Annotated in this window: 18 protein-coding genes and 2 pseudogenes; 15 read left to right on the forward strand and 5 right to left on the reverse strand. The window is 48.8% G+C overall.

Annotated elements, in window-relative coordinates; genetic code table 11:
- Window positions 1–16 precede the first annotated feature (16 nt).
- The 5 genes from ACYUJT_RS17900 to ACYUJT_RS17920 all read right to left on the reverse strand — a co-directional run bounded on the left by ACYUJT_RS17900 (window position 17) and on the right by ACYUJT_RS17920 (window position 5,109).
- Complete coding sequence (locus tag ACYUJT_RS17900; protein WP_460324657.1) at window positions 17–394, reverse strand: rhodanese-like domain-containing protein; 378 nt, start codon at window positions 392–394, stop codon at window positions 17–19.
- 42 nt (window positions 395–436) lie between these two features.
- Window positions 437–1,360, reverse strand: a complete 924-nt coding sequence (gene cysK, locus ACYUJT_RS17905; protein ID WP_460324659.1) for a cysteine synthase A — start codon at window positions 1,358–1,360, stop codon at window positions 437–439.
- 158 nt (window positions 1,361–1,518) lie between these two features.
- Window positions 1,519–2,406, reverse strand: coding sequence for a hypothetical protein (locus tag ACYUJT_RS17910; RefSeq protein WP_460324661.1), 888 nt, complete (start codon window positions 2,404–2,406; stop codon window positions 1,519–1,521).
- A 484-nt stretch (window positions 2,407–2,890) separates the two neighbouring features.
- On the reverse strand, window positions 2,891–3,166 hold the full coding sequence (locus tag ACYUJT_RS17915; RefSeq protein WP_460324842.1) for a hypothetical protein: 276 nt from the start codon (window positions 3,164–3,166) through the stop codon (window positions 2,891–2,893).
- Window positions 3,142–5,109, reverse strand: a complete 1,968-nt coding sequence (locus tag ACYUJT_RS17920) for an ABC-F family ATP-binding cassette domain-containing protein (RefSeq protein WP_460324663.1) — start codon at window positions 5,107–5,109, stop codon at window positions 3,142–3,144. Before ACYUJT_RS17920 ends, ACYUJT_RS17915 begins: the two co-directional genes overlap by 25 nt.
- A 222-nt stretch (window positions 5,110–5,331) precedes the next feature.
- Here ACYUJT_RS17920 and ACYUJT_RS17925 point away from each other — a divergent pair, with 222 nt between their 5' ends.
- The 15 genes and pseudogenes from ACYUJT_RS17925 to ACYUJT_RS17995 all read left to right on the forward strand — a co-directional run bounded on the left by ACYUJT_RS17925 (window position 5,332) and on the right by ACYUJT_RS17995 (window position 13,586).
- Window positions 5,332–6,003 carry a 5-formyltetrahydrofolate cyclo-ligase gene (locus ACYUJT_RS17925; protein WP_460324665.1) on the forward strand — a complete coding sequence of 224 codons (672 nt, stop codon included), beginning with the start codon at window positions 5,332–5,334 and terminating at the stop codon, window positions 6,001–6,003.
- A complete protein-coding gene (gene moaC, locus ACYUJT_RS17930) occupies window positions 5,973–6,467 on the forward strand; it encodes a cyclic pyranopterin monophosphate synthase MoaC (protein WP_460324667.1) in 495 nt (164 codons plus the stop codon). The genes ACYUJT_RS17925 and moaC overlap by 31 nt, the downstream gene beginning before the upstream one ends.
- A gap of 98 nt (window positions 6,468–6,565) precedes the next feature.
- Complete coding sequence (locus tag ACYUJT_RS17935) at window positions 6,566–7,051, forward strand: MogA/MoaB family molybdenum cofactor biosynthesis protein (protein ID WP_460324669.1); 486 nt, start codon at window positions 6,566–6,568, stop codon at window positions 7,049–7,051.
- A gap of 147 nt (window positions 7,052–7,198) precedes the next feature.
- On the forward strand, window positions 7,199–7,426 hold the full coding sequence (locus tag ACYUJT_RS17940; RefSeq protein WP_460324671.1) for a twin-arginine translocase TatA/TatE family subunit: 228 nt from the start codon (window positions 7,199–7,201) through the stop codon (window positions 7,424–7,426).
- 56 nt (window positions 7,427–7,482) lie between these two features.
- On the forward strand, window positions 7,483–8,241 hold the full coding sequence (gene tatC, locus ACYUJT_RS17945) for a twin-arginine translocase subunit TatC (RefSeq protein WP_460324673.1): 759 nt from the start codon (window positions 7,483–7,485) through the stop codon (window positions 8,239–8,241).
- Between the two features lie 315 nt (window positions 8,242–8,556).
- On the forward strand, window positions 8,557–8,838 hold the full coding sequence (gene groES / locus ACYUJT_RS17950; RefSeq protein ID WP_155611430.1) for a co-chaperone GroES: 282 nt from the start codon (window positions 8,557–8,559) through the stop codon (window positions 8,836–8,838).
- A 66-nt stretch (window positions 8,839–8,904) separates the two neighbouring features.
- Window positions 8,905–10,524, forward strand: a complete 1,620-nt coding sequence (gene groL / locus ACYUJT_RS17955) for a chaperonin GroEL (protein ID WP_460324675.1) — start codon at window positions 8,905–8,907, stop codon at window positions 10,522–10,524.
- A gap of 167 nt (window positions 10,525–10,691) precedes the next feature.
- Window positions 10,692–10,814, forward strand: a complete 123-nt coding sequence (locus ACYUJT_RS17960; protein WP_460324677.1) for a hypothetical protein — start codon at window positions 10,692–10,694, stop codon at window positions 10,812–10,814.
- On the forward strand, window positions 10,811–10,954 hold the full coding sequence (locus ACYUJT_RS17965; RefSeq protein ID WP_460324678.1) for a hypothetical protein: 144 nt from the start codon (window positions 10,811–10,813) through the stop codon (window positions 10,952–10,954). The genes ACYUJT_RS17960 and ACYUJT_RS17965 overlap by 4 nt, the downstream gene beginning before the upstream one ends.
- The gene (locus ACYUJT_RS17970; protein ID WP_460324679.1) at window positions 10,951–11,331 is read left to right on the forward strand and encodes a MerR family transcriptional regulator; all 381 of its coding nucleotides are present in this window, start codon (window positions 10,951–10,953) and stop codon (window positions 11,329–11,331) included. The genes ACYUJT_RS17965 and ACYUJT_RS17970 overlap by 4 nt, the downstream gene beginning before the upstream one ends.
- Complete coding sequence (locus tag ACYUJT_RS17975; protein ID WP_460324681.1) at window positions 11,328–11,747, forward strand: Rrf2 family transcriptional regulator; 420 nt, start codon at window positions 11,328–11,330, stop codon at window positions 11,745–11,747. Before ACYUJT_RS17970 ends, ACYUJT_RS17975 begins: the two co-directional genes overlap by 4 nt.
- Window positions 11,748–11,854: 107 nt before the next feature.
- Window positions 11,855–12,235, forward strand: a complete 381-nt coding sequence (locus tag ACYUJT_RS17980; RefSeq protein ID WP_460324683.1) for an IDEAL domain-containing protein — start codon at window positions 11,855–11,857, stop codon at window positions 12,233–12,235.
- 84 nt (window positions 12,236–12,319) lie between these two features.
- Window positions 12,320–12,421 (forward strand): annotated as a pseudogene (locus tag ACYUJT_RS17985) (thiol reductase thioredoxin); the annotation flags it as partial.
- Window positions 12,422–12,470: 49 nt separating this feature from the next.
- Window positions 12,471–12,629, forward strand: a pseudogene (locus tag ACYUJT_RS17990) (tRNA 2-thiouridine(34) synthase MnmA); the annotation flags it as partial.
- 69 nt (window positions 12,630–12,698) lie between these two features.
- A complete protein-coding gene (locus ACYUJT_RS17995; RefSeq protein ID WP_460324685.1) occupies window positions 12,699–13,586 on the forward strand; it encodes an alpha/beta fold hydrolase in 888 nt (295 codons plus the stop codon).
- The last annotated feature ends 4 nt before the right edge of the window (window positions 13,587–13,590 follow it).

The following is a 13,590-nucleotide window of genomic DNA, read 5'->3' on the forward strand; positions in this document are numbered from 1 at the left end:
TTCGTGGGCAGTGGCGTTATCTTTCCAGTTTCTTGGGATCTAAAGGCTGCTCAATGACGTTCTCGAGGCCAGTGGCCATTTCCCCGTCCCAATCGAGCATGCCGCCGGCATAGTTATGCACTGCGTCGAATCCGTTCTGCTGAAAGTATCTGGCTACGCCGAAGCTTCGCTGCCCGCTTCGGCATATGAATACGTATTCCCGCTCCGGGTCCAAATCGTCCATATAGCCGATAATCTCCCCCATGGGAATGAGCGGAACGCCTGGAATGTGGGCCTGGATGTACTCCTCCGGTTCTCTGACGTCGATAATAATGGTTCGATTGCCGGGGTCCTTTAGTATATCGCTTAACTCTGTCGTGTCGATATGGGAAACTCCCTGAATGATTTCGCTCATGGTCGGGCACCTCATTTATTGTACTTGGTTTATTATATCTCTTTAAGAGAAGATGTCCATGCTTAAATATCGTTCGCCCGTATCCGGTGCAATGCATAAAATACGCTTGCCTGCTCCAAGCTGGCGCGCGAATTGAAGCGCTGTCCAGACGGAGGCTCCTGCGGAGGGGCCGACCAGAATGCCTTCCAAGGCCGCTAGACGACGGGTTGTCTCCAGCGCATCCTCGTCGGACACCTGAACGATCTCGTCATAGACGCTGGTATTAAGAATAGGCGGAACAAAACCCGGACTGGTGCCAACGAGCTTATGCGGACCCGGCTCTCCGCCGGACAGCACCGGGGAACCCTTCGGTTCGACGACGGCGATTCGGATGCCGGGAATATGCTCTCGCAAATACTCGCCAGTTCCCGTAATTGTTCCTCCTGTTCCAGAGGTGGCGACGAATGCATCGAGCCTGCCTTCCATTTGTTGCACGATCTCGGGCCCGGTGGTCAGGCGGTGGATCTCCGGGTTCGCTTCGTTCTGGAATTGTTGCGGCATGAAGCTGCCGGGGATTTCGGCAAGGAGTTGCTTCGCTTTTTCGATGGCCCCAGGCATCCGTTTGGCTGCGGGCGTGAGCACTACCTGCGCACCGTAAGCCTTCAAAATGTTAATACGCTCTTTGGTCATGTTATCGGGCATGACAAGGATTGTCTTGTAGCCCTTGGCTGCGGCGTTCATCGCGAGTCCGATGCCGGTATTGCCGCTGGTCGGCTCGATGATCGTCGCGCCGGGCTTCAGCTTGCCTGCCTTTTCCGCTTCGCGGATCATATGGGAAGCCGCGCGGTCCTTGACGCTGCCGCTCGGATTGAAGTATTCCAGCTTGACATAGACCTCGGCGTCCTGCTCGCTGACAAGACGGTTCAGCTTCACGGCTGGGGTATCTCCGACGAGCTCGGAGATGTTGTTAACGACTTTGCGGGTCATGGCGCATCACCTTTCTTTAGCCCTGTATGACAATATATTTTATCGCTTGGATAGGCCGACTTCAAGTTATCGGACAATAGGAAGAACCTTGGCGAGAGGCATTGAGCGTCCTTTTGCCAAGGTTCGGATTGCTGTTTTTATTAAATTCGGGAGCAAAGTTACCAGGAAGAGAGCTCTGTCCGTTTCCAGGTATCTTTGGCGACGCAGACGTAAATGTAATTTTCGTCCCAGGCGATGTCACCTTTATTTCCCGGAGCGCTGGAGGAGGCAGGGGTCTTTGCTTCGCGAATCGATATGCCGTCCCCGTTCACATCCAGCTTGCTCTGCGGTTCACTCGTGCCCACGCCGACATTTCCGTCGCTTCTTTGCACGAACAGGGAACTATCGATCGCTTCCCCTTCGTCCGAATAGCGAACTAAATTGAAGTCCCCTCCCGCATTATTGCCCGCAAGATCGGAGCTGTCGGCTCTCAGGCTCCAGAGCGGAGTCGTTTCGTTCTCTTTTCCTGTCTTGGCAAATTGCAAATCCCGGTTTCCCTCGCCCGCCACTCTTAATATGCCATCCATCACATTGAAGTTGGAGGAATGGGTGCGGATTTCCGATACGTCAGTATCGTAAGGAATTTCAAAGCGCGTGAATAGCTCGTCCTTATGCTCCCCATCCGGGGACATCGTAGTTTCGATCGAAATATGTTTATGGTCATGCTGCTCAGGATTGTTGGCTTTGTCATGGGAGACGATGGCCGTCTTGTCCATTCCCTTCTCATCGGCCCAGGCGATCGCTGGTTTGGCCCGCTCAGCTGTCCACTGCAAGCGGATCAGGTCGGATAAATGTCCTTCACTCGCGACCCATTTCTGATCGGTCGAAAGATGTATCCGTTCGTTATGCGGAAAAGCGATGCCACCCCCCGGAAGCGTAGAGGTTTGGAATTGTGGGGCTTGTGCCCCTGAGGAGGCTTGTTTGGAAGCGCTGCTGCTCTGGCAGCCCCCTAAATAAATCAAACTTAGACTTAAAATGAAGAGTGCGGCGGTTTTTAAGGTTTTCATTTGACTCTCTCCTTTCATGATTAACAATAGATCATGATCCCGTCCAATTTGTTTTGTTCTCTCTCTATTTTAATTCTAAGCTGCCATACTACGACAATTGATGTCGAAAAAAAAGGATGCAAAGGCTAGTTAAGATGATAAAGAGTGTCGTTCGGTTCTAGCAATAGGCTGTTAGATGGGTTTAGTATTTGCTAGGAATACCTGTGCACCGCTAGATTAGGTAGAGAGAAGTAGGAACGAAGGTTATTATGTCGCTAGCGCAACGTTTGGCTCGGGACGAGCTGAGGTGTCAGTTTTTATTGATAAATCGGCATTTATGTCGAGCATAGATTTTCTGAAATTCAATTTGGAATTCGCAGGACTGGAACGGAGGGGAGTAACCGTGGAATTAGGGAACGAAGCACTAGACAAAATGAACTCCGTACTTTAAGCCAACGTCCTTTGTCAAGATGTGGACAAAGTTATCCACAGATTGTAGACTAACTTAATGAAAGAAGAATGAAAGCTTGCGCACCAAGAGGTTGACCGTTTTACGAAAAGAAGGAATGATTTTTTCTGAAAACTGTGGATAATGTGGATAATTCGGTGGATAATCAGCCTTATTTCGTAAAAACATTGTTTTTAAAGGAAAAAAACGGCCTGAGAGGCCGTTTTTCATTGTTAGTTGAAAGTGAGTTTGTGGATAAGTTTGTGCGTAACTGATGTCAATTGTTAAGTCCATGTAAAAAATATTTTTTAAGCTTCCGCCAGCGACTCCCATTCCTCATAGGCAGCCGTTAATTGTTGCTTGCGCTCGTCGATCAGAAGCTGCCGCTCCTGTACAGCCGTATAGTCCTGATAGACCTCGGGTAACGTTAATTCCGCTTCAATGGCCGTGATTTGCTCTTCCAATTCGGAAATCGACTGTTCGAGCTGCTCCAGCCGACGCTGCCGCAAGCGCTCCTCGCGCTTCGCTTGTTTTTCCGCTTCGAATGTTGCGGCCCCATTCTTGGCCGCAGAAGCGTCGGCTCCGGAAGGACCGCCATGAGCCGCAGCTGGCTTGGGTGCTTGCACCGTGGCGTTTTCAGCCGCAAGTTCCTCAAGCTCTTGTAATTTCGCTAAGTAGTCGTCATAATTCCCCAGGAAATGATGGGCGCTGTCGGGGTGGAGTTCGACGATCCGTTCCGCCATTTTATTAAGGAAATAACGGTCGTGAGAAATGAACAGCAATGTCCCGTCATAATCGAGTAGAGCGGACTCAAGTACCTCTTTGCTGAATAAATCCAGGTGGTTGGTCGGCTCGTCGAGAATGAGGACGTTGGCTTTTTGGAGCATCAGCTTGGCTAGCGCGACCCTTGCTTTCTCGCCGCCGCTAAGTGCCGCGATTTTCTTCTGGACGTCCTCACCGCTGAACAGAAAGTTGCCCAGTACCGTGCGGATTCTTGCCTCTTCCATATGCGGAAATGCGCTCCACACTTCCTCCAGCACGGTGTTTGCCACATTGAGGTGGGTCTGCTCCTGATCATAGTATCCGACTTTTACTTTGCTGCCCCATGCTATCGATCCGGAGGAAGCTTTGAAATCTCCAGTCAAGATTTTGAGCAAGGTCGACTTGCCTATTCCGTTAGGACCGATTAGAGCAACCGTCTCGCCGCGCCGCAAATAGAATGATACGTTGCGAAACAGCGGGTTCTTATTGTCGGCAAAGGAATAGGACAGGCCGTCAACCTGCAGCACATCCTTGCCGGTCATGTACTCTGCTTCAAAGGAAAAGCTCGCTCGCTTCAGATCCCCGGTCGGCCTATCCATGATATCCATCTTCTCTAGCGCTTTACGGCGGCTTTGCGCCCGTTTGGTCGTCGATGCCCGCACAATGTTGCGCTGGATGAAAGTTTCCATACGAGAAATTTCATCCAGCTGTTTTTCGTACAATTTCATCTGGCTTTCGTATTCAGCTGCCTTTAGTGCGATGTAACGCGTGTAATTGCCCGTATACCTTTTTGATTGATGGCGCTCGATTTCGACGATGGCCGTGACGAGCCGATCCAGGAAATAACGGTCATGCGATACGATCAGCAGCGCTCCGGAATAATTGCGGAGGTAATCCTCCAGCCAGGTTAACGTCTCAATGTCCAAATGGTTCGTCGGTTCGTCAAGCATGAGCAGATCGGGGGCCTGGAGCAAAATTCGGGCTAAAGCGAGCCGGGTTCTCTGCCCGCCGCTCAGCGTGGAAATGATTGTATCCGGCGGGAAGCTGCCGAAGCCCATGCCGTGAAGCACGCTGCGAATGCGAGTTTCGATCTCGTAACCGCCGTTATCTTTGAACCAGTCTTGTTTTCGGGCGTACCGCTCCAGCAAATCCTGGTACGCCTTGTCATCATCATGATGCTCGGACAAAGCCGCGATTTCTTGCTCCATGCTGCGAAGCTCGCGTTCCGCATCCAGCAATGAAGCGAAGACATTCAGCATTTCCTCCCAGATCGTGAGCTCTGATTGCAGCCCGCTGTTTTGGGCGAGATACCCGATCGTGGTTTCCTTCGCTTTAAAAATTTGCCCTTCATCATATGACAATTCCTGAGCTAATATTTGCAATAGCGTCGACTTTCCGGCCCCGTTGACGCCAACCAGGCCGATGCGGTCCCGCTCTAAAACTTGCAGGTTAATGCCGTGAAGTATTTCGGTAACACCATATCGTTTCGTAATATTAGTCGCTTGAAGTAGCATAACATCTGAATCCTCCGCTTATTCTTTCTACATTTAGTGTACATGAAACGGCAGCGCATTGCATCGCTCTTTATGCAAGTCCCTTGTCTTATGAAATGTTAGAATTTTCGGGGCTATGAAAATACATGGATTTATGATATTTTTTCAGAAATCGCTTTAGTTTTCATTTTGCTTCAACAATGATAAACTAGATGAGAATATATCATTCTATGAGGGAATTATATGACAGATATCCCGGATCTTAAACATCATTTGCGCCGTGCGATGAGAGAACGCCGGTCTCAAATCCCGGAGCTATCGCGGCGAGAGCAGTCGCTGGCGGGCAGCTTGCTGGCAGAACGGGAAGTTCTGGGGCCACTGCGGCGTGAGCTTGATAGACCGCTTACGGTATTCATTTATGCTTCCTTTCGGGATGAGCCCGATACAAGCGAGCTGATGAATAACTGCTGGAGGCAGGGCGACCGTGTATTGGTCCCGAAGGTCACCGGGGGTGGGCGGTTTCTTTTGCACGAATTGAAGGAAGCCGATGAATTGCTGCCTGGCGTTTGGGGCATTCCCGAGCCAGCTGAGCATACGGGCATTTGGCCCGAGAGGCGCTGGCATGAAATCGATCTCGTGGTGGTTCCTGGTCTTGCCTACGACAGGGCAGGAGGCCGAATCGGCTTCGGGGGAGGATTTTACGACCGCTTCATGGATGCTTTGCAGTGTTCAGAGGGCGGCGGGGCAGGCGTTATAATTGCGGCGCTCGCTTTTCAAGAGCAAATATTGACGGACTGTATTCCAATGGAGCCCCATGATTTCAGGGTGGATCTGCTGTTTACAGCCTCCGGTACGATATATATCAATGAAAGTAGTGAAAGTCTATGTCTTCGGAATCCCGGGAAGGGAAATTGACTCATTTTAATGAACAGGGCAGAGCGAATATGGTCGATATTTCAGGAAAGCAGGCCACAGCCCGCACCGCGGTTGCCATATCGACGATTACGATGCATCCGGATACGCTTCGGGCCATCAAGGAAGGCCAGGTTGGCAAAGGGGACGTGCTTGCTGTGGCGCAAATTGCCGGAATCCAAGGGGCCAAAAAGACCTCTGACTGGATTCCCATGTGTCACCCGTTGCCGTTAACCGGGGTTAACATCATTTTTGCGGATAATGGGCATAACGAGCTGTATATAGAGGTAACCGTGAAGACGGAAGGCAAGACGGGCGTGGAAATGGAGGCGCTCACCGCCGTTTCGGCCGCGGCATTAACCGTGTACGACATGTGCAAAGCGCTGCAAAAGGATATGGTTATCGGCCCGACCCTGCTCCGCAGCAAAACGGGTGGAAAAAGCGGGGACTATTTATCTGGGTTTTGATTATTGCTTCTATAATAATGAATATAAGTCGTCAATCTAAAAGGATTTAATTCAGACATTAAAAACGGAGTTCCTATGTGGATGAGGAGGGTGACTTCATGGTTTGGAAAACGGCGATCCTGACGGCAAGCGATAAAGGCTCCCGGGGAGAACGCGAGGATACGAGTGCCCAGGTTATCCGGGAACTTGTAGAGGAAGAGCTCGGCGGGGAAATTGTAGAATACCGCATTGTTCCCGATGAACCGGATGAAATTATCGCGGCTTTAATTGAAATGACAGATTATTTTCAGGCGGATCTAGTCCTTACAACCGGAGGTACGGAGTTGGCTATCCGGGACGTGACCCCAGAGGCGACGCGGCGAGTGATTGAACGCGAAGTGCCAGGTATGGCGGAAGCGATGCGTTATTCGGTTATGCAGAAGAATCCCGCAGGCATGCTGTTTCGCGGCATCGTCGGTATTCGCGGCCGGACGCTGATCGTGAATCTGCCCGGCACGCCAAAAGGGGTTCACGAAAACTTGGCTGCCATTATGGATCAGCTGCCTGAAGCGCTGCTGATGGTTACGGGGCAATTTCGGCTATAGTCGAAAGGAACGGGATGAGTGCCGCTAAGATGTCTTAGAGCGGCACTGTTACTGTGATTTTAGTTATGGTATGATGTGGGCGTATGAATGAAACGGGCGTATTGTGCAAGCCTAAATTTTTTAAGTGCATTTGGAAGGGGAATCAACATGAGTGCAGGCGGATTGTTATTGATTATCATCGCAGCGCTATTAATATTCGGACCCAATAAACTGCCGGAGCTTGGCCGCGTCGTAGGCCGGACCTTCAAAGAATTCAAGGATGCAACGCAGGACATTATGGAGGACCGCCCTCAGGGCGATAAGCCTCAGCCCCCGGAGATCTCGGTATCTGCCCAAGAATCGTCCAAAACTGACGAGAAACGGCTTCCGGAGTAATACGATTTGGTAGTTTGTATGCTTACGAGTAATTTAGGAGTCGGGGAGGACGGCAAATGGCTGAAGAGACGCAGCAAAGCGTGGTCGAACATTTAACGGAACTTCGCCGCCGGTTATTTTGGGTACTGCTCGTATTTGTGTTTGTGCTGGTTGCCGCTTTCTTTGCAGTCAAACCCATTTATGATTATGTAACGGTAAATGCCCTCTCTGGCGTGAAGATTAATCTCAATGCCTTCTCTTTCTGGGACGGCGTTGGCGTATATATGAAAATAGCAATGATGGTAGCGCTGGGTGTAACCCTTCCCTTTACGCTGTATCAGGTCTGGGCATTCGTGAGTCCTGGACTTCGGCCTACTGAACGAAAGGCAACGCTTAAATACATTCCTTATGTGTTCCTGTGCTTCTTGATCGGGATTTCATTCGGTTATTATGTCGTGTTTCCGCTGGCTATGACGTTTACGGGGGAGCTTAATGCGGAGCTTGGACTTATCGAAACCTATGGAATGGCTGATTATTTCAAGTTCTTGTTTAATATTATCATCCCGATATCGCTGCTCTTCGAGCTGCCGATCGTCATTTTGTTTCTCACTCAGCTTAGAATTCTGACTCCAAAACTGCTGCGGAAAATGAGAAGAGTGGCGTATTTTGCCCTTGTGGTGATTTCCGTCATGATTACGCCTGCGGATTTTCTCTCCGCATTTCTGGTGCTTATTCCACTCATTATTTTATATGAGATCAGCGTGCTCCTTTCAGCGCGCGTACATCGCAAGCTGATGGCCGCGGATGCGGAACGGGAAGCCAAATTTAATTCATAGAGGCATTCTGCCATGATAAACACATCTTCTAGCGGGAAGATGTGTTTGTTTCATTTGGGGAACGTTTAGGAAACTGGAAGAAATCCATAGATTTGAAAGAGCAAATTGGAATATTTATAGATATATGAGGATATCATGAAAAGGGCGCATGGAACGATTCCGCCAAACTTACGAAAAAAATGCAGCGGGGAACTTGAAATCTGGATTCATTTTGAGTATCATAAAAAGTGGTTGTTAGCACTAATGTGTATCGAGTGCTAACGCATAGATAACGTTATTAAATTCAACAAAACATATTTAAAGGAGGACATTTTCATGATCAAACCTTTAGGTGAGCGCGTATTGGTAGAACCGATTGAGCAAGAGGAAACGACTGCATTTGGCATCGTACTTCCAGATAATGCGAAGGAGAAGCCGCAAGAAGGTAAAGTCGTTGCTGTTGGCAGCGGAACACTGAAGGACGGGGTACGTGTTCCATTGGAAGTGAAGGAAGGCGACCGCGTACTGTTCTCCAAATATGCGGGAACTGAAGTTAAATATGAAGGCAAAGAATACTTAATTATGAAGGAAAGCGACATCCACGCGATTGTGGGTTAAGCGTACATCAGCCTGACCTTATGAATAAAGAGCAAATTAACAATCATTCAGGGAGGTAATTGAATTATGGCAAAAGAGATTAAATTCAATGAAGACGCTCGCCGTGCGATGCTGCGCGGGGTAGATGCTTTGGCAGACGCAGTAAAAGTTACTCTCGGACCAAAAGGCCGCAACGTGGTGCTGGAGAAAAAATTCGGCAGCCCGCTGATTACTAACGATGGCGTAACGATTGCCAAAGAAATCGAACTGGAAGATGCATTCGAGAACATGGGTGCTCAACTGGTTAAGGAAGTTGCAACGAAGACGAACGATGTAGCCGGAGACGGTACAACAACAGCTACTGTATTGGCTCAAGCGTTGATCCGTGAAGGATTGAAGAACGTTACAGCTGGTGCAAGCCCAATCGGTCTGCGTAAAGGGATCGACAAAGCGGTTCGCGCTGCGGTAGAAGAGCTGCAGAAGATTTCCAAATCAATCGAAGGCAAGCAATCCATCGCTCAAGTTGCGGCAATTTCGGCTGGCGATGAAGAAGTAGGCGAATTGATCGCTGAAGCTATGGAGAAAGTCGGCAAAGACGGCGTAATCACTGTTGAAGAGTCCCGTGGCTTCTTTACTGAGCTTGAGGTTGTAGAAGGAATGCAGTTCGACCGTGGGTATATTTCCCCGTACATGATTACGGATACAGATAAGATGGAAGCGGTTCTGGATAACCCGTACATCTTGATTACAGATAAGAAAATCAGCAGCACGCAAGAGATTCTGCCAATCCTGGAGAAAATCGTACAACAAAGCAGACCGCTTCTGATCATTGCTGAAGACATCGAAGGCGAAGCGCAAGCGATGCTGATCTTGAACAAGCTGCGCGGTACATTCAACGCTGTTGCAGTGAAAGCACCAGGCTTCGGCGACCGTCGCGAAGCAATGCTGCAGGATATCGCTGCGTTGACTGGCGGACAAGTGATTACCGAGAAGCTCGGACTGGATCTGAAGGGCACCAGCGTAGAGCAACTGGGTAACGCTCGCCAAGTCATCGTTACAAAAGAGAACACAACAATCGTTGACGGAAGCGGAGATAAAGCTGACATTACAGCTCGTGTAAACCAAATCCGTACGCAATTGGAAGAAACCACTTCCGAATTCGACAAAGAGAAGCTGCAAGAGCGTCTGGCTAAACTGGCTGGCGGCGTAGCCGTAGTTAAAGTTGGTGCAGCTACCGAGACTGAATTGAAAGAACGCAAACTGCGCATCGAAGACGCATTGAACGCTACTCGTGCGGCTGTTGAAGAAGGTATCGTATCCGGCGGCGGCGTAGCCCTCGTGAACGTATACAGCGCCGTAGCTGCGCTTGCAGTGGAAGGCGACGAGAAAACTGGCGTGAACATCGTGCTGCGTGCTCTGGAAGAGCCAATCCGTACGATTTCCGCAAACGCAGGCGAAGAAGGCTCCGTTATTGTTGAGCGCCTGAAGAAAGAACAAGCAGGTATCGGCTTCAACGCGGCTACCGGCGAATGGGTGAACATGATCGAAGCAGGTATCGTTGACCCTGCTAAGGTTACTCGTTCTGCGCTGCAGCACGCTGCATCCGTAGCTGGATTGTTCCTGACTACTGAAGTGGTAATCGCAGACAAACCAGAACCGGAAAAAGCAGCTATGCCAGATATGGGCGGCATGGGCGGTATGATGTAATCATCGCCCAAAACCCTTGATATGTAAGGGGTTTAGGAGTGTTTTTAAATAAATGCTCACCTATTTGCTCACCTAAGAGAATAAAATAGGCTATAGATGAAGGTCTTCCATCAGTTTACTAAACTGTTGGGAGGCCTTTTCTTCTATGTTGTCGGTCATATGCGCATATGAATGAAGTGATACGGCAAAAAAAGGCATTGGATGAGGCGCAAGTCCGTTTGGAAAAGCAAATCAACCTAATGATGGAAAACCGGGATAAGTGGGTACCCGTAGAGGAGGATGAACAATGATTCATAATGGTTTACCAGATATGCAGGTAATACCTTTATCACCAAATGTTATTTTAATATCTAAAAAACTTGACTTTAACACTAGTGTCATACTTTATGATGAAATTAATAATTTTAAAAGAAGGGAGGTGGAGCTTTGAAAATAAGTCAAATAGCTAAAATGACCGGGATCAGTTCTCGATCCTTACGGCATTATGAGAAAAAAGGGTTGATAACTGTTTCTCGTCTTGACAATAATTATCGTGAATTCGATGATTCGATTATCGAAGCTATTAATACGATCCAACTATATCTTAATTTAGGTCTAACAACCGATCAGATTAAAGATATTCTGCATTGCCCTGAAGATCAAGGGTACGACAAAAAAGACGAGTATTGTGAAGAATTGCTGCAAATATATGAAACCAAGCTGAATGAAGTAATACGGAAAAAAAAGGCATTGGATGAGTTGCAAGTCCGTTTGGAAAAGCAAATCAACCTAATGATGGAAACCGGGATAAGTGAATGGTATAAGTGAACAGCGAATTTACGATTGCAGTACACAGCTTAGTCTTTTTGGCCTATTTACCTGATCATATGGCAAGCAGCGACTTGATCGCAAAGAATGTTTCCACCAACCCAGCAAGAATTCGGAAGATCATGGGCTGTTTACGCAAGAACGGTTTCGTGAAAACAAAACAAGGGATCGGAGGAGGGTATATCCTGAATTGTGATCCCCAGGAAATCACCTTAGCCCAGGTTTATCGTACGGTTTCATGCGGGACATTTAAACCACACTGGTGCACAGGGGACCCGAAGCAAAATTGTCTCATATCCGCTAACATTCAGCCGGTGATGGATCTCATTTTCAATGAAGCTGAAGTCTATTTTGAAAAATATTTGGAGCGGATCACCCTTCAATCGGTGCTGGAAAAAGTTAAGCAGTATCAGTAATATGGTCTCTCTTTTTTTAAGCATACTGTAACATTATTTATTACAGATAACTTATAATTTTTTTCATTTAACTGTAACTTTATTTGTAACATACGGAGGTGGCCTACGTGACGCCATTTGAAATCGGGGATTGGGTCAAGGGAAAATCGAAGGATGGAGAATTGATCCGTGGGTTTATTGAAGCGATCGATTTTTCGCAGGGGACTGTGAATGTGTATGTAGTCGCGTGTGATCAGGAGAAAACCATCGGAAGAACCATTGAAACGCTAAATAATTGGGTGATAAAATGTTCGGTTTCAGAGACTGTCCAAGAAGAGCAAATCCATTATTTAGTTGACCTTGCATTAGAAACGCATGACGTAGAATGGTTTAACCAGCTGTCAACCCAATTAAACACATTGAGGTCAGGCTTAAAACGAACAAATCAGAAGGAGAGGTCACATTTTTCTCCTGTAAACCGATTGGGCCAATCAGGAATAAAAAAATAAATTTCAATAGGAGGTAAACAAAATGGCTATTGTAGAACTAAAGGATCAAACGTTTCAAAGTGACATTACAGCAGGGACTGTATTATACCCACTTTGTTACTGTTTAAAGAAGGGCAAGTGGTTGAAAAAATCGTTGGCTTTCAACCAAAAGAGCAGCTGTTAAACCAAATCCGGAAATATTTATAAGCTTTTTAGTTTAAATGTAACAAAAATCATTACATTTTATTATTGGAAGATAAAGGAACAGGGGTACGATGTCATCGGTGTTTTTATGAAAAATTGGGATGATACGGATGATTTCGGGCATTGTTCCGCAGAGCAAGATTATGAAGATGTTCGCAGAGTATGTGATCATATTGGGATTCCCTACTATACGGTAAATTTTGAAAAGGAGTAGAGGATAACTATGGCAAATTTTCTCTTCGTTCCTGGTAAATAAAACAGAAGGAGTTGGTTCTTTAAAATGTTCAGAATGCGTTTAAAAACGGCGGCGATTTTACTTGTATGCCTCGCATTGGTATTAACGGGCTGCATGGCAAATAATCAGGATAATAAAGCCGCCGAAAAAATTACAAAAACCGCCAATCTTTTCTTCACCGACGTCGGCCACGGGCGGAACGTCGTGCTGCTCCATGGATGGACGGCCGACTCCAACGACTGGATCTGGCAGCTGCCGGTCCTCGAACAGCGATATCGGACGCTCAACGTCGACCTGCGTGGACACGGCCGGTCCGAGGTCGTGCCCGCCGGTGGTTACGCTCCATCGGATTACGTCCGCGATCTGGAGGCGCTGCTCGAATCCAAGTCCGGGGGCGGAAAGTTCGTGATCATCGGCCACTCGATGGGGGGACAGCTCGCTGCACGGCTGGCGCTCAAGCGGCCGGACCTCGTGGAAGCGGTCATATCCGTGGACGGCTCGCTAGGCTTCGCGGCCGAACTAGAGCCGGTCTTCCGGAAGGCGGCCGATGCGCTGCAAGGCGACGAACCTGGGGCAGCCGCATCGGCCGTGTTCGAGCAGTTCTACGATCCGGCGACGTCCCCCGCGCTCAGGCGCTGGCATGCCCGCCGGGCGGTCGGCCTGCCCGAGCAGGTGGTGCGCGAATCCTTCGCCCCCCTGTTTCTCGGCGCTGACCAAGTCGGCATGGGAGAGGCGAGCGAGCGGTTCCTCCGGCAGCTGCGCGTTCCCGTCTACCACATGAGCCGGGATCCGGCCCAGGCGGAAAGGATGCGGACCTGGTTCACCGATCCCCGTTCGAAAGTCGACGTCTGGCCAAACGCCGGCCACTGGATCATGCAGGATCGGCCCGACGACGTGAACGCCGCGCTGACCACGTGGATCGACGCCCTCTGACCGC

The sequence above is a fragment of the Paenibacillus sp. YSY-4.3 genome, assembly GCF_054767475.1.